Here is a 23392-nt window from a genome sequence, read left to right on the forward strand (position 1 = left end):
GCTGCGCGCCGTCTACGCTCGAATCATGTCTGCTGTGATCCCCGCCATCGTCGCGCCCTCTGCCACCGGTCCGCTGTTCACCGGCACCATCGAACGCCGGGATGTCGGCCCGTCCGACGTCCGCATCGACATCCGCTGGGCGGGCATCTGCCACTCCGACATCCACACGGTGCAGGGCGACTGGGGTCCGCAGCCGTTCCCGCTCACCGTCGGGCACGAGATCGTCGGCACGGTCGCGGAGGTCGGTTCCGACGTGACGAGGTTCGCGGTCGGCGACCGGGTCGGCGTCGGATGCCTGGTCAACTCCTGCGGCGAGTGCGCGAACTGCCTGGCCGGAGAGCAGCAGTACTGCCTGAACGGCGCCATCGGCACCTACGCCGCCGAGGACGTCGACGGGAGCATCACGCAGGGCGGGTACTCCACCTCCATCGTCGTCACCGAGGGCTTCGTGCTGCGCGTGCCGGAGGCCATCCCGTTCGAGAAGGCCGCTCCACTGCTGTGCGCGGGCATCACCACCTACTCGCCGCTGCGGCATTGGAATGCCGGTCCCGGCACGCGGGTCGCCGTCATCGGACTCGGCGGCCTCGGTCACATGGCGGTGAAGATCGCGCATGCGCTGGGCGCCGAGGTCACGGTGCTCTCGCGCTCGCTCGCCAAGAAGGACGACGCGCTCGGCCTCGGCGCCGACCACTACGTCGCGACCGAGGACCCGCAGGCGCTGCGCGCACTGCGCCGCTCGTTCGACCTGATCATCAACTCGGTGTCCGCCACGATCGACGTCGACGCCTACCTGAACCTGCTGGCACTGGACGGCACGCTCGTGAACGTGGGGGCTCCGTCCGAGCCGATGCCCGTGCGAGCAGGCACGCTGATCGGCGGCCGCCGGTCGTTCGCCGGGTCGAGCATCGGCGGCATCGCCGAGACGCAGGAGATGCTCGACTTCTGCGCCGAGCACGGCATCGCGCCCGAGGTCGAGATCACGTCGGCGGACCAGGTCAACGAGGCATGGGCCCGCGTGCTCGCGTCGGACGTCCGCTACCGGTTCGTCATCGACATCGCCACGCTCACCGCCTGAGCGCGGCGAGCGCCGTCAGGCCGCGATGCGGATGCTGTCGGTGACGGATGCCGGCGGCAGCACGGTCGTGGTCGGACGGGCGGGCTTGGCTGCGGGATGCGCCGGGGCCTTGGCCTCCGCGACAGCCGCCTCTGCCGAGGCCGCCTGCTGCGGTGCGCGTTCGGACATCGTCCGAAGGCCGCGGACTGCAGCACGCATCAGGCCGCCGACCAGCAGAGCAGCACCGAGTGCGGCCAACGAGGTGACCAGCGGAGCCCACGCGTTGGCGAAGGATGCGGCCGCGCTCAGCAGCGCGCCGACGATCCAGATGCCGATCGCGCCGCCTGCGAGCCCCGCCGAGCCGCGCGCGAGCGCGAACGCGGCGATGAGCGCGCAGACGAGCGCGATGGCTGCTCCGGTGATCCCGATCGGCACGAAGATCGATGCCAGTGCTCGTGTCAAGGCCAAAGTGGGCATTGTGACGACCCCCCGTCATGAGCACGACTCTGCGTGCTTCTGACGACCAGGTTACCCGTGTCGACCAGGGAAGTCTCTCCCCCAGGAGAACGATTCGGCATCATCCTCCAGGATGACGCCGGCGGCCCTCAGCGCGTGCGCCGGGCACTGCGCGAACGGCGCGGAAGGTGCAGCCGCCCCAGCCTCGGGCGCACCACGGGAACGGGCGCCGTGAACACGGCATCCGCCACCATCGATCCCTCAGCGAGTCCGATCACGGGGATCGGCGTCGTCAGCGTCGTCTCCAGCGGCGCGACGGGCATCTTCGCCAGCGCGCGGTGCGCCGACACGTACGCCGGGATCAGCAGCGTGACCGCGCCGATCCACGCCATCGGGTTGCCCATCGCCACGCCGCCGAAGCCCAGCAGTGCGCCCATGATCACGGCCGCCGCCGCGCGCATGACCAGCTCGATCACGCCGGTGATCGTCGGCACCAGCACGCGACCGATCCCCTGCAGCACCCCGCGCAGGACGAACAGCACGCCGAGGATCGTGTAGGTGGAGCCGTTGATGATGAGCATCAGATGCGCGTCGCGCACGACATCCGGGGCGCCGTCGCCGATGAAGACGCGCACCACCGGTGCGCCGAGGGTGATCATGAACGCGCCCAGCGCCAGCGAGGCGATCACCGACATCCACAGCGCCTGGATCGTGCCGCGGCGGACCCGGTCAGGGCGACGCGCGCCGAGGTTCTGCGCGGCGTACATCGAGGCCGCCAGGCCCAGCGAGGCCAGCAGCGCACTGGACAGGCTGTCGATGCGCGCCGCCGCAGTGTAGGCGGCCACGGCCTCGGGTCCCAGCGTGTTCAGCGCGACCTGCACGATGAGCGCGCCGATCGCGATGATCGAAGCCTGGAAGCCCATCGGCAGTCCCAGACGCAGGTGCTCGGCCATGGCCGCACGGGTCACGCGCCAGTCTGCGCGCCGGACGTGCAGCACCGGCAGGCGCCGCCAGACGAACAGCAGGCACAGCAGCACCGAGACGGCCTGTGCCACCACGGTCGCCCACGCTGCGCCCGCCACCCCCCACTCCAGGGTGCCGACCATCAGGATGACCAGGCCCACGTTCATCGCGCACGAGATGGTGAGGAACACCAGCGGGGTGGTGGAGTCGCCGATGGCGCGGATGATGGCAGCCAGGTAATTGAAGAACATGATCGTGCTGCCGCCGATGAAAGTGGCCTGCGTGAACGCGGTCGACTCGGCCAGCAGCTCCGGCGGTGTCTGCAGCAGCCGCAGCAGCGGCTCGGCCATCAGCGGTCCGAGCACCGTGAGGATCAGGCTCGTGGCAGCGGTGAGCACGGTTCCGGTGGCCACCGAGCGCCGCACGCCCCCGGCGTCCGAGGCGCCGAACGCCTGTGCGGTGGGGATGGCGAAGCCGCTGCCCAGGCCCCAGGCGAATCCGATCACGAGGAAGATCAGGCTGCCCGAGGCGCCGACAGCGGCCAGCGAGTTCACGCCCAGATGCCGGCCGACGACGACGGCGTCGACGAACTGGTACAACTGCTGCACGACGTTGCCGATCAGCAGCGGCACGGAGAAGGCCAGGATGACGCGCCACGGGCGTCCGGTGATGAGGGTGGTGGCCATGCAGTTCCCAGGGATGCGGGGCGGGGAAGACGACGACCGGCCCCGTGATCGGTCACGGTGCCGGCGCAACCCACTCTATCGAATCGATTCGAGAATAGGAACGGCGGATCCCACCGGCCAGGCTTGCGGGCACAGGGCCATGATGGAGGTGTGACCGACGACATCCTCTCCTCGCTGACCCGCCAGCCCGCTCCGCAGTTCGTCGAGGTCGGCGAGGGCGTGGCCCTCGCGGCCTACTCGTGGGGTGAGTTGGATGCGCCGACCGTCGTGCTCGTGCACGGATTCGCCTCGAGCACGGCCGACACCTGGGTGCACACCGGGTGGACCCGGATGCTGGAGAAGGAGGGCTACCGCATCCTCGGCATCGATCTGCGCGGCCACGGCGCCAGCCAGAAGCCGCACGACGGCGCCGGGTACGCGGTGAAGAGCCTGGCGCACGACGTCGAGGCCGTCATGGAGACGTTCCTCGTCGACGAGGCGTTCTACGTCGGGTACTCGCTGGGCGCCCGGGTGGGCTGGCAGCTGCTGCAGGACCTCGGCGACCGCGTCCCGCGGGCCGTACTGGGCGGCGTGCCCGACGGCATCCCGCTGGACGAGTTCGCCGACGAGCAGGTGTACCGCTACGCGGACGACGGAGTGCCCGTCACCGACCCGGGCACGAAGGCCTACGTCGACCTGGCCGAGCGCGTGTCGGGCAACGACCTGCGGGCACTGGTCGCGCTGGCCGAGGGGCAGCGTGACTCGCCCGCCATCTCGGCCGACCATGCCCCGCAGCAGCCGGTGCTGTTCGCCACGGGCTCGGAGGATCCGGTGGTGGAGGGCTCGCGCACGGTGGCGTCGTACGCCCCGCAGGGCACGTTCTTCGAGATCCCCGGCCGGCACCACTTCAACGCGCCGGGGTCGAAGGACTTCCGTCAGGCGGCGCTGGAGTTCCTGCGCGCCTGATCAGAGCGCGGGCTCCGAAGACGGGTCGCTGAGCTGTCGAAGCGTCGCGTCAGTCGCCCGTCCGGCGGGTGAGAGAGCGGATGCCGGCGTACACCGCCACGGCCACGACGGCCACCACGGCGAGCTTGACGACGAACCACAGCAGCGAGAAAAGCGCGCTGACGATCCACCACGCGATGATGATCGCGGCGATGCCGCCCAGGATGCTCCAGATCGTGCTCTTGGTCATCCGTTCAGCCTACGGGGCGGCGACGCGACCGTCTAACGTGTGAGGGTGACGTTCGAGGGGCCGCTGGCAGCATCCGCCTATGAGGTGCTGGGCGTCGCGGCGAGCGCTTCGGATGATGACCTGCGACGCGCGTACCGTCTGCGGCTGCGCGAGACGCATCCCGACACCGGCGGGGATGCGAGCCTGTTCATCCGCGTGCAGCACGCGTGGGAGCACGTCGGCACGGCATCCGCTCGAGAGGCGTACGACCGCGGGCGCGAAGACGTCTCGTGGGGCGCGCCGCGGGCATCCGCTCCCGCGTCGGGCACCCGACCCCGCACGAAGGTGTACGGGCAGGCCGGCGGCTGGCGCCGGTTGAACTACCTGAAGATGCTCACCGACCACCTCGGTCGTACGGTCACCGCCCGCGAGGCGTACGACCCCGCTGTCGTGCGGCACGCGCCGTGGGAGGCCAGGCGGATGCTGGCGGCGGCCCTCGCCGAGGAGAGCACCGCCGCCGCCATCGCGGAGCTCGGCATCGGGTTCACCGCCTGGAACGACATGGTGGTGGGGGCGGATGCCGCGCAGAAGCTCGACCACGCGGTGCTGGGGCCGTCGGGCCTGTACGGGCTGGCGTCGGACGACTTCGGCGACACGGTGCGGTTCCGGCAGGGCGAGGTCATCGGCCGGGCGGTGGGCGGCAGCACCCCCGTGGCGGATCTGCTCGGCCGCATCCGCAGGATGTCCCGCGTCTCGCGTGTCCGCTTCGCCGGCGCGATCCTGATCCTGCCCGACGACGACCTCGACGAGCCGGTCACCGTGCTCGGGTCGGTGCGGGGCGTGCTGGCGGCGGTGGTGCGGCGCAGCGCATTGCGCACGGTGCTGCGCAGTGGCATCCCGGGCGCGAGGCCCCTGGGCGTGACCGAGGCGTTCGACGTGCGGACGCGGTTGACGCAGACCGCGCGCGTGCTCGTGCCCTGACGCTCCCCCTGGAACGCAGAACGGCCCCGCACCGGAGTGCGGGGCCGTTCGAGGAATCGGATGCCGATCAGCGAGCGACCGCGAACCCGGCGTTCCAGCCGACCTTCTCGGAGACGGCGAGCGTCAGCTGCAGGAAGCCCAGCGCCTCGAGCTCGCGGGCACGGGAGAGCGCGCCGGCGTCGAGGGCGTCCAGGCCGCCCGCCTGCACGGCCGCGGCCAGCGACTGCTTCGCCTCGGTGTCGTCACCGGCGATCAGCACGGTCGTCTTCAGGCCGCCCACGGTGCCGGCGACGAGTGTCGCGGCGAACGTGGTGTTGAAGGCCTTCAGCACGCGCGACTCGGGCAGCAGCGCCTGCAGCTCGGCGGCGGCCGAGCCGTCGGCCGGCACGACGAGCGAGTCGAAGGTCGAGAAGTCGAGCGGGTTGGTGATGTCCACGACGGTCTTGCCTGCGAGCTGGTCGGCGAAGCCTTCCGCGATCTGCTTCAGCGCCGGGTACGGGACGGCGAGCACCACGATGTCGCCCTCGATGCGGGCCTGCGCGTCGGCACTGCCGAGGTACTGGATCGAGGCACCGCCGCGGGCGAGCACGCCGCCGATGGCCTGGCCCATGTTGCCGTCGCCGAAGATCGTGATGGTGGTCATGTTGCACTCCTGTTTTTGTTGATTGTTCAACTTCTTATCGGGCACAACCTGGTTGACCCATCAACTATTCCCCGTACGATCAGAGAATGAGCGCAGCACAGGTCCCACGCGGATTCACCGACGAGGAACGCCGCACCTGGGCGCCGCTGACGGCGGTGCTCGAGCTGCTGCCGCATCAGATCGACGCGCAGCTGCTGCGCGACGAGGAGCTCACGCACTTCGACTACGCGACGCTGTCGATGCTGGCCCTCGCCGAAGGGCGGCGCATGCGCATGACCGCGCTGGCCACCGGCGTGAACGCCACGCTGTCGCGGCTGTCGCACGCGATCAGCCGGCTCGAGAAGCGCGGGTTCGTGCGGCGCATCCCCACCCCCGATGACGCCAGGGCCACCACGGTGCAGCTGACCGCCGACGGCCACCGCAAGGTGATCCGCGCCACACCCGAGCACGTGCGCACGGTGCGGTCGTTCGTCTTCGACGCACTGGATGCCGAGCAGCGGCGCCAGCTGCACGACATCACCGCCGCTCTGCTCGCCCGCCTCGACCCCGAGCAGCGGATGCTGGCCAGCCGGATGGTCTGAGCGAGCTGGCGCGACGTGGCGTGGGCGCGCGTGGCGCGCCTCACGCGGCCAGCGCCTCCCAGGATGCGATCGCGTGCGGGGTCATCGGGCCAGCACCTCCTCGACGCCGCCGCCGGGCAGCGCGACGGTCACGTGCGTGCCCCACGGGTCGTCGAGCGAGATCGCGCGGCCGTCGTCGGAGAACTGCAGCTTGCGGTGGGTGAGGCGTGCGGCGAGCGCGTCGAGATCGTCGCGCGACGGCACGGTGATGGCGACGTCGCCGAGGCCCAGGCTCGCGGCGCGCGGCCCTGCGCCGGCGCTGTTCCAGGTGTTCATGGCGACGTGATGGTGGTAGCCGCCGGCAGCGGCGAACAGCGCACCCGGGTAGGTGTCGACCGTGGTCTCGAAGCCGAGCGCGTCGACGTAGAACGCACGGGCGGTGGGGATGTCACCGACCTGCAGGTGCACGTGGCCGACCTTGCCGGCGGTGCGCGCGACGTTCTGCACGGTGTCCTCGTCGAGGTTGCGCTGCAGGTAGGCGTTCGGGTCGAGGTAGAGCGTGGACATCTGCAGGGAGCCGTGATCGTACTGCCACTGCGAGCGGTCGCGGTCGACGTACAGCTCGATGCCGTTGCCCTCGGGGTCGGTGAAGTAGAACGCCTCGCTGACGAGGTGGTCGCTCGATCCGGTGAACCGTCCACGCTGATCCTGCGCCGCGTGCAGCACGGTGGCGGCGAGCGCCTTGGCGTCGTCGAAAAGGAATGCGGTGTGGAAGAGGCCGGCCTGGCGGGGGTCGACGGCGGGGAGGTCCGGTGTGCCGATCAGTCGCACCATCGGGGTGCGCCCGCGGCCGAGCACGCGGTGCACCTCACGGCCCCGGGTCCGCTCCTCGATCGACTCCAGGGCCAGCGCGTTCGCGTAGTACGAGGTCATCTTCTCGAGGTCGCCCACGCGCAGGGTAACGGCGTCCATGCCCGTGCTCGCGCTGAGCACGCGGTCGGGCGCCGGCGTGGCGGTGGTCTCGGTTGTCGTCATCGCTTCCTCCCGGATCTCAGACTTAGTTGAATGTACAACCAATACATTCGGGGATCCATTCCTGCCCTGCTTCCACGCACGCGGCGCGGTACGGTGACGGGGTGAACGCTGCAACCGACCCGCTGCCCGATCGGCCCGCGCCCGACAACCCGCAGGGCAAGCTCGTGCTGCTGCGTCACGGCGAGACCGAGTGGTCGAAGTCGGGTCGGCACACCGGGCTGACCGACATCCCGCTCACCGCACATGGCGAGGAGCTGGCCAGCGCGGCCGGCGAGCTGGTGCGCGGCTACGACTTCCGCCTGGTGCTGAGCTCGCCCCTGCAGCGTGCCCGGCGCACGGCCGAGCTGGCGGGTCTGGATGCCGGCATCGACCCGCTGCTGGTGGAATGGGACTACGGCGGATACGAGGGTCGCACCACCAAGGACATCCGCGCCGAGCTCGGCTACAACTGGAACGCGTTCACGCACGGCGTCATCCGCGGCCAGACGCCTGGCGAGACCGTCGAGGAGGTCGCGGCACGGGCATCCCGGGTGCTCACGCGCGTGCTGCCGGCCATGGTCGACGGCGATGTGGCGCTGGTCGCGCACGGCCACTACCTGCGCATTCTCACGGCGGTGTTCCTGCGCCAGGCGCCGCGATTCGCGGCATCCATCTCCCTGGATGCCGGGTCGGCATCCGTGCTGGGCTTCTCACGCGAGCAGCCGTCGATCCTCGCGTGGAACCACGGGCCGGCACTGCCGCTGGCGCCATCGGAGTCCTGAGCGCGTCGGGATCGGGAGTTATCCACAGATCACGGATGCTGCGCCATCGCCGGTGCCGCGATTGCTAGCCTCACCTCGGACAGCCGCACGCGACCGACGGGACAGCACGCATGAGCCATGACACCCCTGCACCTCATCCCTTCGGCGACGCCCTCTCGTCATCTGTGCCGGTGCAGCCGCTGCGCGGCATGGGCGCCGCCACGCGATGGCTGATGCTCGCCTCCGCACTGATCGCGCTCGTCTCGATCGTCATCGATTCATACGGCATCGCCAGCGTCAGGTCCGTGGCCTCGGACGACATGATGCTCCGAGCGATGTTCGGTGATGAATCGTTGCTGCAGGGCCTGCGCGCCTACGACACGAGCTCGACGGCGATCGGAGTCATCGGCGCCGTCGTGGCCATCGCGGCGGCGATCTGCTGGCTGATCTGGCAGCATCGCGCCGCCTCATCCGTGACGCCCACCGCGCTCCGACGCTCGCCCGGATGGCACGTCGGCTCATGGTTCATCCCGATCGTCGCATGGTGGTTCCCGTTCCAGAACATCAAGGACCTCGCGCGAGCGGCCCGTGCGAGACTCAGCGATGGGGTGCTCGGCCTGTGGTGGGCGCTGTGGATCGCGCCGAGCGCGATCGCCGGAATCGCGCGGTGGCTGTTTCAGGGCGCTTCCGACATGGAGGGGGTGGCATCTGCTCTCTCCGTGTCGATATTCGGCAACGCACTGTGGATCGGTGCCGCCGCGCTCGCCTGGGTCGTGGTGGGACGCATCACCGAAGCGCTCGACCCCGCGCACCGCTGACCGGCTGCATCGCACCCCGCCGGCCTCAGCCCTCGCCGAGGCTCAGCCCCGGTTGCGGTTGCGCTGCCTGCCCCCCCCCGCCGAGGAAACGGTGCCCGAAGGCCCACCATCCGCCGACCAGAATACTGAGCACCACGTTGACCACGAGCATCCAGTGCGGGGCCCCGGTCATCCCGAAGACGACCCATAGGATGCCGACCACCAACGAAGCGACCAGTCCGATCGTGCTGACCCGGTTCTGCTCCCGTGAATCCCTCTGCGTACTCATCTCGCACCTCCTTGGTGACGATCATGCGCGTCAGCGTCAGCGTCGGCGGATGCCCCTGACAGTTGTCATGAATCCCGTAGGTGCGGGAGGGACGATGATGGGAGTACTGTCCTGTTCTTCGCCTCTCGGGAGCGCACCGTGTCATCAGTTCGCCGTTCGTTCATGAAGCTCGCGGGAGTCACCGCAGCCGCCCTGCTGGTTCTCACCGGCTGCTCGTCGGCCCCCGGCGTCACCCCCACGGGTGAGACCACCGAGGTCACGGTGACCGTGGAGGGGATGCGGTTCGTCCCCGACTCCATCGACGTACCGGTCGGCAACAAGCTGGTCATCGACTTCAAGAACACCGGCATGGTGGTGCACGACCTGGTGCTCGCCAACAACACGGGCACCGACCAGCTGAACCCCGGGCAGAGCCAGAAGATCGAGGTCGGCGTGATCGGTGAGAGCATGGACGGCTGGTGCTCGGTGAGCAACCACCGTGCGATGGGCATGGTGATGAAGGTCAACGCCCTCAAACCGTAGCCGAGCCTGGCCCCTCCGCGGGGACCGATGCAGCGCCGACGAGCTCCCCGGCTTCCTCGGCGTGCGCGGGTTTGGCGGCGTCCGCGATGTGCGCGCGCCCCACGACGACCGCGGCGACGAGCATGATCGCCACCCCCAGCCAGTATGGCGTCGCATGGCTGAGCCCGGCGTACAGAGCCGCGGCGATCAGCGGCGCGGCGGTGTTCATCGCCGCGTTCAGCGACTGAGTGGCGCCTCCCAGCCAGCCCTGCTCGTCGTCGCCGACCGCGTTCGACATCGCCCCGTCCATCGCCGCCTGCGAGGCACCCTGCCCCGCCGCCAGCAGCAGACCGCCGACGACGAAAAGCCAGGGCTGGGCGGTCAGCGATGCCACCAGTGCAAGACCCGCCAACCCGATCATCTGCGCCACGATGCCGCTGATGATCACGCCCCGCTCACCCAGTCGTGGCAGCAGGACTCCGAGGAGTACGCCCTGGACGATGATGTCGACAACGCCCACCAGGGCGGTCAGCAGGCCGATCTCGGTCGGACCCCAGCCGATCGAGTCGTATCCCAGCACGCTGAAGTTGTTGACGAAGAAGCCGAACGGCAGCGCCAGCAGGCCGAAGCCGATCATCAGGCCCCGCAGCTCGCGGCGGCGGAAAGCGTGAGCGAAGACGGCGAACGGTTGCAGATCCCGCACCGAGATGTGCCCGATGCGGTTCTGCGGCTTCAGGCTCTCCGGGAGCAGGAAGATGCTGAGGATCGCGACCACGAGTTCGACGGCGGCGGTGAGGAAGATCGGCAGCTGCAGGCTCACCGCCGCGAGCATGCCGCCGAGGGCCGGACCGATCATCATGCCGATCCCGGAGAGTGCGCCGAGCAGTCCGAATCGCTTAGCGCGCTGCTCGGGCGGGGTGATGTCGGCAAGATAGGCGAACAGCGCAGGCAGGTCGCCGGCCGTCAGGCCCTGCACGGCGCGAGCCACGACGAGGATCCACAGCGCGCCGCCGATGCCGAACAGGATCATCGAGAGGGCGGCGCCGAAGGCTGCGACGATCACGACGGGGCGCCGTCCGAATCGGTCGGAGAGTCGGCCGAGGGACGGTGCGATGAGGAATGCGCACAGTCCGTTGATCGCCTCGAGGATGCCGACCCAGACTGCCAGATCGTTCTCATTCGACAGGTACTGCAGCACGACGAAGGGCAGCACGGGCAGAACGACGGTCATCCCGATGACGGTCAGCATCGTCAGGACGATGAGCATGATCCACGCGCGCCGGTCCTGGCTCGCAGTCGAATTGGGTGAAGTCATTCCATAACTGTACTCACACCAGTCTTATAGTCAAACCACCTTTGTAGCGAATCGGCATTAGACTGCCCCTATGACAGGAGCCGAGCCGATGGGGCGTCGCGAGCGGAAGAAGGCGGCAACGCGGAAGAACATCTCCGACGTCGCGACGACCATGTTCTTCCAGCGCGGGTTCGACAACGTCAGCATCCGCGAGATCGCCGACGCGGCCGACGTCTCCCCGACCACCGTGTTCGCGCATTTCCCGCAGAAGGAGGCGCTGGTCTTCGACGAGGACGACGAGCAGCGGGAGCGACTGGTGTCCGCCGTCCGTGACCGCGCTCACGGCACCACGATCAGCGGGGCGATCCGAGACTTCTACGCGGCGGTGATCGCCGAGAACGCCGAGGAGCATGGCGAGGATGTGAGTCGGAAGTTCATCCACTTCCTCAACGAGACGCCTGCCCTGCGAGACTATGCGGCGAAGATGTGGCTGCGACACGGAGACGCTCTCGCCGAAGTCATCGCGGAGGAGTTGCACCTCGCCGAGCCGACCCCCGAGATCCGCATGTACTCCCGCTTCGTGTTGCAGCTTCAGTTGATGGTGGCGGAGAGCGAACAGCCTCTGGCCGCCCTCGACGCCGGCTTCATCGTGCTCGAGGCGGGATGGGCACCCATCGAGAAGCGACTCGCCGCCTCCGGGCAGGACCGTTAGGCGCGGGCGTGCAGGTCTCCGCAACGCCGCGATCGCTCACTCGGCGCCAACGCCTCCGTCGAAGTCGCCGCTGTTGATGTCGTCCGGCGCCGTTGAAGTCGCCGGGTGCCCCGTCCGCTGAGCGCGAGTAACGGCCCTGGAAGGCGACGTTGATGGTGGCGGTCGGGCCATTGCAGTGCTTGGCGACGATGAGGTCGGCCCTCGCCAGTGCGCACGTCCTTGTCGTAGACGGAATCACGGCACCGTTGTGACAGGCCGTTCGCGGTGGTTGGATGTCGGGATGAGCGTCATGGAGTCGGCGGACGGCACCCGCATCTCCTTCCACACCGCAGGCCACGGCCGCACCGTCGTGATCGTGAACGGGGCGCTGTCGACCTCGGCCGATGCGGCGCCGCTGGCGGGTGCCCTCGCGGATGCCGGATTCCGCGCGGTCACGTGGGATCGGCGTGGCCGGGCGGACAGCGGCGATCGCACGGGGTCGACGCCCGAGGACGAGGCCGACGATCTCGCGGCCGTCATCCACGCGGCGGGCGGCGCGGATGCCGTGCTGGGGCACTCCTCGGGAGCAGTGCTCGCGCTGTACGCGGCGAGCCGCGGCGTCGCGACCGGCGCACTGTTCCTGTCGGAACCGCCGATCGACTTCGACGGCGACGGGTTCGGCGAGGAGCTGGCGGACAGGCTGCAGGAGCTGGTCGATGCCGGTGAGCGCGAGGAGGCGATCGGCTCGTTCCAGCGGGATGCGATCGGCCTGCCGGCCGAGATGGTGGAAGACGCGCGCGCCGGCGGACAGCTGGCGGCGCTGGCTCCGCTGGCCCAGTCGGCCGTCTACGACGCGAGGCTGACGCTGCGGCTTCGAAGGCCGGACGCGAGTCGGCTGAAGATCCGCACCCCCGTCACCGTGCTGTGCGGCGAGCAGACCTTCCCGTTCCTCATCGGCGCATCCCATCGTCTGGCGGAGGGGATCCCCGGCGCCGAGCTGATCATCGTGCCCGAGTCGATCATGCATCGGCCCGACCCGGCGGCGACCGCCCGCGTGGTGGCGCAGCGCATCTGAGCCACGGCCCGGTCGCTCACCGGCGTTCGTGATCGCCGGGCTGCGGATCGAGGATTCGCCGGGCCTCCGCGAGGATCTCGTCGGAAACCGGGGATCCCCCGGTTGAGGGCTTCACCGTCGCGGGCTTCGTCACCGACGTGCGCACCGCGATCCCCGCCGGACCGTTTCTCGAGATGTGACGACGTCACCGGTTCCAGTGCCCCAGCTTGGCAGGGTTGCACACCACCCAGATCCCGCGCACCAGCCCGTCACGCAACTGCGCCGTGAGCACCCCCACGACCAGGCCGTCACGCACGAACAGCAGGCCGGGCAGGTCGTTGACCATGGCCGTCTCGACACCGACCGCGGCCGGGGTCAGATCGCACAACCCGGAGACCACGGCGTCGGCACCGCTTCGCGAGCCGCTCGTCGGCGCATGCGGGAGGAACGCGACCGCGTCGTCCCCGCCGGTGTCGACGACCATCTCCACCTCGTGATGCAGCAGCGCCCGCATGCCGTTCGGGTCGCCGGCGGCCAGCGTGCCGCCCAGCGCCTGCAGGATGTCTCGGTGCACGACGTCACAACCCCTCCGGCGCAGCCACGCCGGAAGATGCCGGCCCGTCATGCGACGACTGGTGTCACGTGTCCGAGCTTCTGCGGGCTCATCACCCAGAGCAGCTGCGCGATGCCCTCATCGGTGGCTGTGAGCGTCACCATGGTGGTGATCGCGCCGTTCTCCGTCAGAGCGGCGGCGTGCTGGCCGTTCACCTCGACCCAGCCGATCGACTTCCCGTTCCAGAAATGGTGTGAGAACGCGGCGATGAACTTCGCGACCCGGGCCCGACCGGCGACGGGTCTGCGCGCCGCGAGCCTGACACCGTTCCCGTCGGTGTAGCTGACGACGTCCTCCGCGAACAGCCGCTCCAGCTCTCGGGCGTCTCCGCTGCGGGCGGCCACCAAGAAGGCTTCGAGCAGACGGCGCTGCTGAGAGCGTCGCGCGGGTGTGTGGCGGCCGGACTCCAGGTGCGCGCGGGCGCGGCTGACCAGCTGGCGCGCGCTGACCACACTCGACGAGATGACCTCGGCGATGCGCGGGTACGGGTAGTCGAACGCCTCCCGCAGGATATAGGCGGCCCGCTCGGTGGGCGTCAGCTTCTCCAGGGTGAGCAGGATCGCCAACTGCAGCGCTTCGGCACGCTCCGCGCCGAGCGCGGGGTCGTCGTCAGTGCTGACGGGCTCGGGCAGCCACGGTCCGATGTACGTCTCGCGCTTCGCGCGCGCCGACTGCAGGACGTTGATCGAGAGCCTCGTCGCGATCGTGGTGAGGAACGCCGCCGGTTCCTGCACGCCGGAGCGGTCGGTTCCCTGCCAGCGGATCCAGGTCTCCTGAACGATGTCCTCCGCGTCGGCGACCGTTCCCAGCATCCGATAGGCGAGGCCGAACAGCCGCCTCCGCTGGCTCGCGAAGAACTCCACCGCGTCCTCCAGTTCCTCGACTGCCTTTTCGTCCGCCGCGGCCACGCATCCACCTTCGTCCCGCCCTGCGCGATCCGCAACCCTCGTCAGGGTCGCCGCAGGTGCCCACACAGTACAGACCAGGTAGGACACCGATGTGTGACGGCGTCTCCGACGGGTGTCGCGGATCGTCGCGCCCGGACGGCTCTACACGTTCGTCACAACCGCGGTCTCTGCACGGTCATCGCTGTAGACGCCGCCATCGGCGTCACGGAAAGAAAGGCTGGAAATGGCAAAGATCGTCGTCATCGGAGGCACGGGCCTGATCGGCTCCAAGGTCGTCGCGAAGCTGAACGAGCACGGGCACGAGGCGATCGCCGCCTCACCCCAGACCGGCGTGAACACGCTGACCGGCGAAGGGCTGGCCGAGGTGCTGACCGGCGCGGACACCGTCGTCGACGTGTCGAACTCGCCGTCGTTCGAGGCAACCGCTGTGCTGGAGTTCTTCACCACCTCCACCCGCAACCTGCTCGGGGCGGAGACCGCCGCAGGAGTGACCCACCACGTCGCGCTGACCATCGTCGGCACGAACCGTCCGCAGAACATCGACTACTTCGCCGCGAAGGTGGCACAGGAGAAGCTGATCCGTGAGTCGGGGCGGCCGTATTCCCTCGTGCACGCCACGCAGTTCTTCGAGTTCGTCGGCAGCATCGCCGACATCTCCACCGAGGGCGACATCGTGCGCCTGCCGGGTGCTCTCATCCAGCCGATCGCGGCCGAGGACGTCGCCACGGCCGTCGCACGTGCGGCGGCGGGTGCGCCGCAGGGCGACATCGAGATCGCCGGCCCCGAGACCTTCGGCATGGACGAGTTCGCCCGCCGCGCGCTCGCGTTCCGCAAGGACCCGCGCACGGTGGTCCGCGACGACGATGCGACGTATTATGGCGCGCACATCGAAGAGCACACCCTCATCCCCGTCAGGGGCGCGCAGATCTTCGAGACCACGCTCGAGGAGTGGCTGCCGCTCAACCCTCCGCGCAAGTGAGGGCACGCGTGAGCCGGGAGTTCACGACGTCGGAAGGAGCCTGATGAGGATCGTGGTCGCCGGTGGCACCGGCACGGTGGGCAGGCATACCGTGAACGCCGCGCGCGACGCCGGACACGACGTCGTCGTGCTCTCCCGCCGGTCGGGCGCGGACGTGCAGACCGGAGAGGGACTGGATGCGGCCCTAGTCGGCGCGGATGCCGTGATCGACGTGACGAACCTGACTTCGCTCTCCGCGAAGCGGGCTCGGACCTTCTTCGAGACAGGCACCCGCCGCATGCTCGCGGCAGAGAAGCGAGCGGGCGTCGGCCACCACATCGCCCTCTCGATCGTGGGGATCGACCACATCGACGCGTCGTACTACGCCGGCAAGCTGGCGCAGGAGCGTGCAGTCAGGGCGGGCGACGTCCCGTTCACGATCGTGCGCGCGGCGCAGTTCCACGAGTTCGTCGGCCAACTCCTGGCGGGCACACCAGGACCCCTCGCGCTCATCCCGCGGGCACACATCCGACCGGTCGCCGCACGGGAGGTGGGCGCGCATCTCGTGCGGGCGGCGGAGACGGGGCCTCGCGGCCGCAGCACCGACCTCATCGGGCCGCGCGATGAGGATCTCGTCGATCTCGCCCGCACGCAGCTGGCGTTCGACGGAATCCGCCGGCGGGTCATCGAGGCACGGCTGCCCGGCGCGTACGGCCGCGGACTGGCCTCGGGTTCGCTGCGCGGCGGAGCGGATGCCACTGTGGCACGGATCGATTTCGAGCAGTGGCTGCGGAGCGAGGATCACCGCAGCGCGTGACCCGGGTGACGTCGGTGCGGGGCCTGCTTTCGCGGTGCACCCCGCATCGGCGTCTCGCGTTCCGCCCGGAGCAGGACTACGTGACCAACCGGGACTGAGACGCTGACTGCTATCGCGCTTCCGACGCGAAGCCCGCGCGGCAGCGCGGCCGCACTCGATGCTGGCCGCCCACGCGAACCGCCCCAGGGCGCGCCCGCGGCCAGCCCTGTCTGGAACACCGGCGGCGCGGCCAGCAGCACGGCCAGGGTGACAGCGAAGGGCACGGCTTCGCCGTAGCGCTCCCCCGGGGGCTCAGTTGAAGCCGCCGCCTCCACCGCCGTTGAAGTCGCCCGGTGCCATGTCGGCGAAGCGCGAGTAATGGCCCTGGAAGGCGACGTTGATGGTGGCGGTCGGGCCATTGCGGTGCTTGGCGACGATGAGGTCGGCCTCGCCAGGGCGCACGTCCTTGTCGTAGACGGAATCACGGTGCAGCAGGATCACCATGTCGGCGTCCTGCTCGATCGATCCGGACTCGCGCAGGTCGCTGATGGCCGGCTTCTTGTCCTGCCGCTGCTCGGGACCGCGGTTCAGCTGGCTCAGCGCCACCACGGGCACCTGCAGCTCCTTGGCCAACAGCTTCAACGCACGCGAGAACTCCGAGACCTCCTGCTGGCGAGACTCGACGCGCTTGCCGCTGGTCATCAGCTGCAGGTAGTCGATGATCACCATCTTCAGGCCCGCCCGCTGCTTGAGCCGACGGCACTTCGCGCGGATCTCGACCAGGGTCATGTTCGGGCTGTCGTCGATGTACAGCGGCGCGTCGTTGATGCGCCCGCGCGTGGCCGCGACGGTGGTCCAGTCGCGCGGGTCGAGCGTGCCCTTGCGCATGTTCTGCAGCGGGATGGCGCCCTCGGCGCTGAGCAGCCGCATCGCGATCTCGCTCTTGCCCATCTCGAGCGAGAAGAAGATCGATGGCTCGTTGTGACCGATGGATGCTGAGCGGGCGAAGTCCAGGGCGAGCGTGGAGTTGTGCGTCGGGATCATCGACTCACCGGCCAGGTACAGGTGATCGGGGTTGTCGACCTGCACGCAGCGCACGGGAACACTGGCGATCGGCCGGATGGCCTTCACATACCGGCGGCCGATCCGTGCCGAGCTGACCGGGCGCTCCTGCTCATGAAGCACGCGCTTGCGCTCCAAGCGGAACACGTCCTCGGTGGTGGAGAAGTTCAGGATGTGGCAGGTCGACGTCGCCTCCGAGCGGCCGTGCACACGCTTGGTCGTGCGCCCGCACTTGTAGCCGAGGCTGACGACGAGCTCGTACACGCTGTCCGCCAGCCGCTTGTTCGTCACCGCGAACTGGCAGGAGCCGACACCCCGCACGACGGTGCCATCGGTGTCCATCAGGCCCGCGAGCAGCTCTCGCCGCTGCTGCGCTGAGGCACGCAGATACAGCGCCGGCACATGCTTGTCGCCGAGCACACCGAGGTTGCGAAGCAGCGCGGTGAACGACCCGTGATCCCGATGGCAGGCGTCGCAGCGCTGCGCCTCTCCGGAGTATGCGCGCCCGCAATCGGGGCACGTCATGCGCTCGGGATGGGCACCTTTGTTCTTCGGACCGCAGGTGCGCCCACAGGTGCGGACATGCGGATGCCGCGCGACGAACTCCGCGCCGCACACCTCGCAGTGCCTGACCAGCAGAGCCCGGGCGGGCACCTTGATCGCGTACAGCATGTTTCCGCGTGACTCGACGCGGAGGCCATCACTGGCGATGAGTCCGGGGATCTCATCCGTCTCACTGGTCATCCGTGCCCCCGCACTGTGACCGTCACCGAGCCAGGCTCCGAGCGCGTACGGCGGGATCGGCAGCTCCGCATCCGCCGCACGCAGCGGCGCGGCATTGCGGATCGAGTGATTGGCCCGTTCATCGGCGCCGACGGTGAGTGTCTCGAGCATCTGCTCGGTGGTGACCGTGACGGTGCCACCGGCCGGAGACCTGCGCGTCGCCCTGGTCTCCGTGGCCCACTGGTGCTGTGCATCGGCGACGATCCTCGACCCGTCGGAGAATTCAATCTCGTAGCACGGCCGATCCAGCATCACCTCTGTGGCGGCCACGACCCGAGTGGGACGTCCCTCGGCGTCGAACAGCTCGTCGCCGACCTTCACCTCGCCCATCGTCGTCCAGCCCGTCGGGGTCGGGAGCAGTGTGTCCAGGGCAAGGGCTTTACCCATGGCAGGCCTGGCGGCGACGACGATCATCTGCCCGCCGTGCAGGCCGTTGGTCAGCTCGTCGAGCTCGCGGAAGCCGGTCGGGATGCCGGTCATCGAGCCGTCCCGGCCGTTCGCGGCCTCGATCTCCTCGACGGCCGCGTCGACGGCCACCGTGAGCGGCACGTAATCCTCGGCGGTCTCGGAACCGGTGACCGAGTAGATCTCGGCCTGCGCGCTGTTGACGATGTCGGTGGCATCGCCTTCACCCGCGTAGCCGAGCTGCACGATGCGCGTGCCGGCGTCGACCAGGCGGCGCAGGATGGCGCGCTCCGAGACGATGCTCGCGTAGTAGCCGGCGTTGGCCGCCGTCGGCACGATGGAGGTCAGTGTGTGCAGGTAGTCCGCGCCGCCGGCACGTCCCAGCTCGCCGGTCTTGATCAGCTCGTCGGTGACCGCCACCACGTCGGTGGGCTCGCCGTGCGAGTACAGCGACAGGATCGCCTCGAAGATGAGCTCGTGCTTGGGCACGTAGAAGTCGGCGCCCTTGAGGCTCTCGATCACGTCCGCGACGGCGTCCTTCGACAGCAGCATGCCGCCCAGCGCGCTCTGCTCGGCGAGCAGATCGTGCGGAGGGGTCCGCTCAGCGGGGCGTGACCCGCCCAGGCGCTCGTCAGAGATATCGGCGATCGACAATCCGTGCTCCTCCCCCGTCGGCGCCGTCCCTTGACGGTTCGCCGACCACACGACCGGGGCTGTTCCCCGCCCGCTTGGCACCAGCGAATCACGGGGCTCCGACATCCGGTCTCCCCCACCGTAGGAGCCGCGTTATCCCCACGCAACACACCCTGTGGATAACTCTGTGGACAGTCTGCGAACAACTCGGGAGTGTCTGTGCAGAACACCTGTGGACAACTCGGTGGACAGCATTCGATTTCGCGTTGAAAACACCGTATGACCTGCAATATTCGTCTGTGCACACCTGTGGATCATTTCGACTTCAAGGAAAGATTTAAGGTTGACGGCGCGCCGCGGCCATGTGCAGAACTCTGGGGACAGGACCGCCCCTGGGCCGCATCCGGGAAGCGTTCCCCGCGGGATGGACATCGAGCGCAGGACAGGGTATCGTCGCAACGTTCGCGTCATGCGGTATACCGCGTGATCACATGGGGAAGGGAAACGCGTGCGGGCTCTGCCGGTTCAGAACCGCAGCACGGCGATGTGGCTGCTGGTCGGTGTCGGCGTGATCTTCTGGGCCGCGTTGAGCATGATGCTGAGCGGCTCCCCGGCATCCGCATCCCAGGCTCCTGCCACTCATGTCGCGGCATCGGCCCCCACGTCGACGAAGGCGGCTGCGGGTCAGGGCCACCCCGGTCAGGGTCACGGCCAGCAGAAGGCGAACCGAGGGAACGGCGGCACGAACCCCGGGCACCAGGCGAACCGCGGGCACCAGGCCCCTGCCGCCACGACTCCGGCTCCCTCCAGCGCCGTGCAGCCCGCGCGCAAGATTGCCGTCAAGACCGCTCAGGCAGTCCCAGTCCCGGCACCTGCCGCACAGAAGCCGGGCAAGGGCGACGTCGGAGCGGATGCCCGGAACACCACCGCACCCAAGAGCATGAACGCCCTCAAGGCCGTCAAGGCCGCGCCGCAGCGCTTCGCCGAGAAGGCCGGCGCCCACGTCGACAGGAATCACAGGGCGGGCGTCGGTGATTCGCACCGCGAGGACCGCGGGTGGCACGGTCAGCATCAGATGCACACGCAGCCGCTGGCCCCCAAGACGGCTCAGGCGAACAAGACAGCTCAGGCGAACAAGGTCTCGCACACGACACCGCGAACGACCTTCGCCGTCGCGACCACGGTGACGCAACCGCCATCCGCAGCTCCGCAGCCCTCCCCTGCGGCGCAGGCTCCGGTCCAGCCGCCCGCACCGGTTCCGGCGCAGCACACCAGCAGCCACCCTCTCTCGACAGCCGCGCAGAGCTCGGGGGCTGGATCGATCCTCGCCCTCGAGGCGTCGGCCGCGGCGATGCCGCCGACACCGTCGGGGCTGCGCTCCGAGCAGGCCCTGCACCCGGATGAAGTACCGCCGGCCGGCCCCGTCGACAGCACCGAGTCGTTCCCCGACTAGCAGCGGGCCCATCACTCCGACCGAGCTGTACGCGACCTCGTCGCACCCCACAGACTCCATCGGTGCCGCGCACGCCTTCGGGGGAAGGTCCGTCGCCGCCGGTGGTGGGACGACAGCAGCCCGTGCCACAGTGATGTCCCCAGCATCCCGGCACGGCATCCGTCGTCTCCGGCGGCGATGCGGAATCCCCTCTCCGCTGCGCCGCCCACCGGGAGAAGAGCAGCCTTCAGAGCCGCCACTCCCCCGGCGGGTGTCTCGCACCCTCATGCGAGACACCCGCCCTTCTTTTCACCACAGACTGGACAGTTTCCCCTTATCGGCCTACATTTGGCCTGACGGGCGCGGTGGCGCGCTCGTGGCATGGCTTTCTGAGGGGGAGGCTGGGCGTGTACGAGAACGCATCCCAGAGCCGCATGCGTGCGGTGATTCTGTGGAGTGCCGTTTGCGCGCTTTCCTGGGCCGCCCTGAACCTGTTCTTCGGCGGATCAGCGGCGCACGCCGACGATCAGCCGCCCACCAACCCGCTGTCTTCGATCACCTCGCTCGTCAGCTCGACGGTCACCAGCGTCACCGATCCCGTCGTGCACGTGGTCGCGCCGGTGGTGCAGAAGGCCGCACCCGTGGTGCAGAAGGTCGTCGAGCCCGCCGTCAAGGCCGTCGCGCAGCCCGTCGCGAAGACGGCTCCGGCTGTCGTCACGGCGGTTGCCGACACGGCAGCGAAGGTTCCCGTGGCGGGCCCGGTGATCAAGTCCGTCACCACTCGCGTCGCGGACGCCGCACAGAGCGTCACCGCTCCGGTGACCGAGATCCTGCACCAGCAGCCGGTCTCCGCGATCACCGATCCGGTACTCGGCGCGATCGATCAGCTGCCCGTCATCGGCGATCTCGGCGCCACCGACATCGTCCGCAGCGTCATCGGCGGCCTCGACAGCACTGTCGCGGATGTTGCTGAAGGCGCCGAGACGATCCTCCCGCCGGTCATCGGCGCGCTGGATCCGACCGCACCCGCAGACTCCTCGCCCTCGTCCCCCGCGACTTCACCGGAGGGCGGATCTCCGCTCGGCGAGGCCGGAGCGGCTGCGCTCTCGAATGAGGGTCCACTCGGCGCGATTCCGCCGCAGGACGCCATGGGGCACCTGCAGTCCTGGATGTCGTTCCTCTCCGGCGCGCAGAACAGCGCCCCCTCGAATGCAGCGGATGCCGCCGTCTCGCCGACGAACCCGGCCACACCGCGCACGTTGCCTGATCTCGGCTCGGCCACAGCGCCGGCATCCTCCTCCGGGTCCTCCAGTGGCGGGAGTGCCGGATCCGCTGCCGCGCTCAATGACGCACTCGTCCTGCCTGCGTCGCCGCAGGCCGGCGGATTCTCCGGCGGCGACGACGCACTGCCGTCATCGCCCATCGCTTCCTTCGACGTATCTCCTGACTGATACGGGTCCTGCCATCGTCATGCACGGTGGCGAACGACGCTGCTGACGCAGCGATCCAAGACCCATTCATCAGTCAGGAGTTGCATCATGAATACCTTCATCAAGCGCGCCTTGTGGGGCACGCTGATCGCCGGGGGCATCACGCTCCTCGGCGCGACGGCCGCCAACGCGGCCGAGACCAGCGGCACAGACAGCGTCGCGTCCGGGACCCAGGCGGTGGCCGCACTCGACGCGCCGATCAGCATCGTCGGCAACGCCGTCTCGCTGCTCGGCACCTCGGTGGCGCATTCCGCACCGGCGCCCGCCCCTGCCCCGGCTCCCGCACCCGCCGCGGCGACGACCTCTGGCAGCAATGGTGCGGCGAGCGGCACCCAGGCCGTCGTCACGGTCAACGCACCAGTGACGGTGCGGAACGTCGCGCTGGCCGTGGCCGGCACTTCGCAGGTGGCATCCGCTCCGGCGACCGCGCCGGCTCCGGCTGCAGCACCTGCACCGGCGCCGGTCGTGCAGACCACGGGCGTCGACGGACTGCTCTCGGGTACCCAGGGATTGATCGCCGTCCACGCGCCGATCAGCATCGTCGGCAACTCGGTGGGCGTCCTCGGCGACACCGCCGCCACGACGACATCAACCGCCGCACCCGGGTCGTCCCCGGCCGCCGCGACACCCGCCACCACCGATGGCGCGAATGGCGTGGCCAGCGGCACCCAGGTCACCGCACCCATCACCGCACCGATCACGGCCACCGGCAACGCCATCGGCGTCCTCGGCGACTCCACCGTGACCAGCACGGGAACCACGGCATCCGGCACCGCCACCCCCGTGACACCCGCCACCACCGATGGCGCGGATGGCGTGGCCAGCGGCACCCAGGTCGTGGCACCCATCACCGCACCGATCACGGCCACCGGCAACGCCATCGGCATCCTCGGCGACTCCACCGTGACCAGCACGGGGATCGCCGGAACCACCGCACCTGCCGCCACCGATCCGCTGGCAGTCGTCACCGATGGTCTGGGTGGCATCCTCGGAGGCACGCAGGTGCTGGCGCCGATCTCCGCGCCTCTCACGATCGGCGGCAACGCCATCGGCATCGTCGGCGATGCGACCGTTACCGACACCATTCCGGGCACTGACCCGGGCACTGACCCGGGCACCGACCCCGGAACCGACCCCGGCACCGACCCCGGAACCGACCCCGGAACCGACCCGGGCACCACGCCCGGAACTACTCCCGAACCCACCCCGCAGCTGGCATCCGTGACCCACACGAGCACGGCACAGGCAGCGAGCACCCGCGTCCTCGCCTCGACCGGAGGAAGCGGCGAGGCGCCGCTGTTCGCAGCCATCGCCCTGCTGATGCTGGCTGGGGGGTTCTGGCTGACGCGACGGCCTCAGGTGGCCTGAGCGTCAGTCAGCGCAGCGCCCGATCCCTCAGTCGCGCGCTGCCGGGG

24 protein-coding genes are annotated in these 23392 nt (G+C 69.5%); 14 read left to right on the plus strand and 10 right to left on the minus strand.

Features of this window, described 5'->3' with window-relative positions:
* Positions 1 to 25 precede the first annotated feature (25 nt).
* On the plus strand, positions 26 to 1075 hold the full coding sequence (locus WA967_RS06320; RefSeq protein ID WP_424420169.1) for an NAD(P)-dependent alcohol dehydrogenase: 1050 nt from the start codon (positions 26 to 28) through the stop codon (positions 1073 to 1075).
* A gap of 15 nt (positions 1076 to 1090) precedes the next feature.
* Here the strand turns inward: WA967_RS06320 and WA967_RS06325 are convergent, their stop codons facing one another.
* Together WA967_RS06325 and WA967_RS06330 are read right to left on the minus strand one after the other, a co-directional pair.
* Positions 1091 to 1522: a hypothetical protein gene (locus WA967_RS06325; RefSeq protein ID WP_424420171.1), complete on the minus strand. Its 432-nt coding sequence runs from the start codon at positions 1520 to 1522 to the stop codon at positions 1091 to 1093.
* A 137-nt stretch (positions 1523 to 1659) separates the two neighbouring features.
* A complete protein-coding gene (locus tag WA967_RS06330; RefSeq protein ID WP_424420172.1) occupies positions 1660 to 3159 on the minus strand; it encodes an MATE family efflux transporter in 1500 nt (499 codons plus the stop codon).
* 150 nt (positions 3160 to 3309) lie between these two features.
* Between WA967_RS06330 and WA967_RS06335 the strand changes: the two genes are divergently transcribed.
* The gene (locus WA967_RS06335; RefSeq protein ID WP_424420174.1) at positions 3310 to 4104 is read left to right on the plus strand and encodes an alpha/beta fold hydrolase; all 795 of its coding nucleotides are present in this window, start codon (positions 3310 to 3312) and stop codon (positions 4102 to 4104) included.
* Positions 4105 to 4153: 49 nt separating this feature from the next.
* Here the strand turns inward: WA967_RS06335 and WA967_RS06340 are convergent, their stop codons facing one another.
* On the minus strand, positions 4154 to 4333 hold the full coding sequence (locus WA967_RS06340) for a hypothetical protein (protein WP_424420176.1): 180 nt from the start codon (positions 4331 to 4333) through the stop codon (positions 4154 to 4156).
* A gap of 45 nt (positions 4334 to 4378) precedes the next feature.
* Here WA967_RS06340 and WA967_RS06345 point away from each other — a divergent pair, with 45 nt between their 5' ends.
* A complete protein-coding gene (locus WA967_RS06345) occupies positions 4379 to 5293 on the plus strand; it encodes a J domain-containing protein (RefSeq protein ID WP_424420178.1) in 915 nt (304 codons plus the stop codon).
* A 67-nt stretch (positions 5294 to 5360) separates the two neighbouring features.
* Here the strand turns inward: WA967_RS06345 and WA967_RS06350 are convergent, their stop codons facing one another.
* Positions 5361 to 5936 (minus strand): NADPH-dependent F420 reductase, encoded by a 576-nt coding sequence (locus tag WA967_RS06350; RefSeq protein ID WP_424420180.1) that lies wholly within the window; start codon positions 5934 to 5936, stop codon positions 5361 to 5363.
* 86 nt (positions 5937 to 6022) lie between these two features.
* On the opposite strand from WA967_RS06350, the gene WA967_RS06355 reads away from it, so the two are divergent.
* Entirely contained in the window at positions 6023 to 6517 is a 495-nt protein-coding gene (locus WA967_RS06355) for a MarR family winged helix-turn-helix transcriptional regulator (RefSeq protein WP_424420182.1), read from the plus strand.
* Between the two features lie 81 nt (positions 6518 to 6598).
* On the opposite strand, the gene WA967_RS06360 is transcribed toward WA967_RS06355, so the two are convergent.
* A complete protein-coding gene (locus tag WA967_RS06360) occupies positions 6599 to 7531 on the minus strand; it encodes a VOC family protein (RefSeq protein WP_424420184.1) in 933 nt (310 codons plus the stop codon).
* Positions 7532 to 7632: 101 nt separating this feature from the next.
* On the opposite strand from WA967_RS06360, the gene WA967_RS06365 reads away from it, so the two are divergent.
* A complete protein-coding gene (locus WA967_RS06365) occupies positions 7633 to 8292 on the plus strand; it encodes a histidine phosphatase family protein (protein WP_424420186.1) in 660 nt (219 codons plus the stop codon).
* Between the two features lie 110 nt (positions 8293 to 8402).
* Complete coding sequence (locus WA967_RS06370) at positions 8403 to 9089, plus strand: DUF4328 domain-containing protein (RefSeq protein ID WP_424420188.1); 687 nt, start codon at positions 8403 to 8405, stop codon at positions 9087 to 9089.
* Between the two features lie 25 nt (positions 9090 to 9114).
* On the opposite strand, the gene WA967_RS06375 is transcribed toward WA967_RS06370, so the two are convergent.
* Positions 9115 to 9357, minus strand: coding sequence for a hypothetical protein (locus WA967_RS06375; RefSeq protein WP_424420190.1), 243 nt, complete (start codon positions 9355 to 9357; stop codon positions 9115 to 9117).
* A gap of 138 nt (positions 9358 to 9495) precedes the next feature.
* On the opposite strand from WA967_RS06375, the gene WA967_RS06380 reads away from it, so the two are divergent.
* Positions 9496 to 9879, plus strand: coding sequence for a cupredoxin domain-containing protein (locus WA967_RS06380; protein ID WP_424420192.1), 384 nt, complete (start codon positions 9496 to 9498; stop codon positions 9877 to 9879).
* Here the strand turns inward: WA967_RS06380 and WA967_RS06385 are convergent.
* Complete coding sequence (locus WA967_RS06385; RefSeq protein WP_424420193.1) at positions 9869 to 11173, minus strand: MFS transporter; 1305 nt, start codon at positions 11171 to 11173, stop codon at positions 9869 to 9871. The genes WA967_RS06380 and WA967_RS06385 overlap by 11 nt on opposite strands.
* 70 nt (positions 11174 to 11243) lie before the next feature.
* On the opposite strand from WA967_RS06385, the gene WA967_RS06390 reads away from it, so the two are divergent.
* Together WA967_RS06390 and WA967_RS06395 are read left to right on the plus strand one after the other, a co-directional pair.
* On the plus strand, positions 11244 to 11864 hold the full coding sequence (locus tag WA967_RS06390; RefSeq protein ID WP_424420195.1) for a TetR/AcrR family transcriptional regulator: 621 nt from the start codon (positions 11244 to 11246) through the stop codon (positions 11862 to 11864).
* Positions 11865 to 12144: 280 nt separating this feature from the next.
* Positions 12145 to 12918, plus strand: a complete 774-nt coding sequence (locus tag WA967_RS06395; protein WP_424420197.1) for an alpha/beta fold hydrolase — start codon at positions 12145 to 12147, stop codon at positions 12916 to 12918.
* A 184-nt stretch (positions 12919 to 13102) separates the two neighbouring features.
* On the opposite strand, the gene WA967_RS06400 is transcribed toward WA967_RS06395, so the two are convergent.
* Positions 13103 to 13471: a hypothetical protein gene (locus WA967_RS06400; protein WP_424420198.1), complete on the minus strand. Its 369-nt coding sequence runs from the start codon at positions 13469 to 13471 to the stop codon at positions 13103 to 13105.
* Between the two features lie 47 nt (positions 13472 to 13518).
* Positions 13519 to 14418 (minus strand): RNA polymerase sigma-70 factor, encoded by a 900-nt coding sequence (locus WA967_RS06405; protein WP_424420200.1) that lies wholly within the window; start codon positions 14416 to 14418, stop codon positions 13519 to 13521.
* Between the two features lie 223 nt (positions 14419 to 14641).
* On the opposite strand from WA967_RS06405, the gene WA967_RS06410 reads away from it, so the two are divergent.
* Complete coding sequence (locus WA967_RS06410; protein ID WP_424420202.1) at positions 14642 to 15397, plus strand: SDR family oxidoreductase; 756 nt, start codon at positions 14642 to 14644, stop codon at positions 15395 to 15397.
* Between the two features lie 43 nt (positions 15398 to 15440).
* Positions 15441 to 16193, plus strand: a complete 753-nt coding sequence (locus tag WA967_RS06415) for an SDR family oxidoreductase (protein WP_424420204.1) — start codon at positions 15441 to 15443, stop codon at positions 16191 to 16193.
* A 291-nt stretch (positions 16194 to 16484) separates the two neighbouring features.
* On the opposite strand, the gene dnaB is transcribed toward WA967_RS06415, so the two are convergent.
* Entirely contained in the window at positions 16485 to 19181 is a 2697-nt protein-coding gene (gene dnaB, locus WA967_RS06420; RefSeq protein ID WP_424420206.1) for a replicative DNA helicase, read from the minus strand.
* Positions 19182 to 19563: 382 nt separating this feature from the next.
* Here dnaB and WA967_RS06425 point away from each other — a divergent pair, with 382 nt between their 5' ends.
* From WA967_RS06425 to WA967_RS06435, 3 genes are all read left to right on the plus strand, one after another.
* Complete coding sequence (locus WA967_RS06425) at positions 19564 to 20508, plus strand: hypothetical protein (RefSeq protein WP_424420208.1); 945 nt, start codon at positions 19564 to 19566, stop codon at positions 20506 to 20508.
* A gap of 413 nt (positions 20509 to 20921) precedes the next feature.
* A complete protein-coding gene (locus WA967_RS06430) occupies positions 20922 to 21938 on the plus strand; it encodes a hypothetical protein (RefSeq protein WP_424420210.1) in 1017 nt (338 codons plus the stop codon).
* A gap of 87 nt (positions 21939 to 22025) precedes the next feature.
* Positions 22026 to 23345 (plus strand): hypothetical protein, encoded by a 1320-nt coding sequence (locus WA967_RS06435; RefSeq protein WP_424420212.1) that lies wholly within the window; start codon positions 22026 to 22028, stop codon positions 23343 to 23345.
* Positions 23346 to 23392 lie beyond the last annotated feature (47 nt).

This window comes from Microbacterium sp. (assembly GCF_049650565.1).
Lineage (GTDB): Bacteria > Actinomycetota > Actinomycetes > Actinomycetales > Microbacteriaceae > Microbacterium.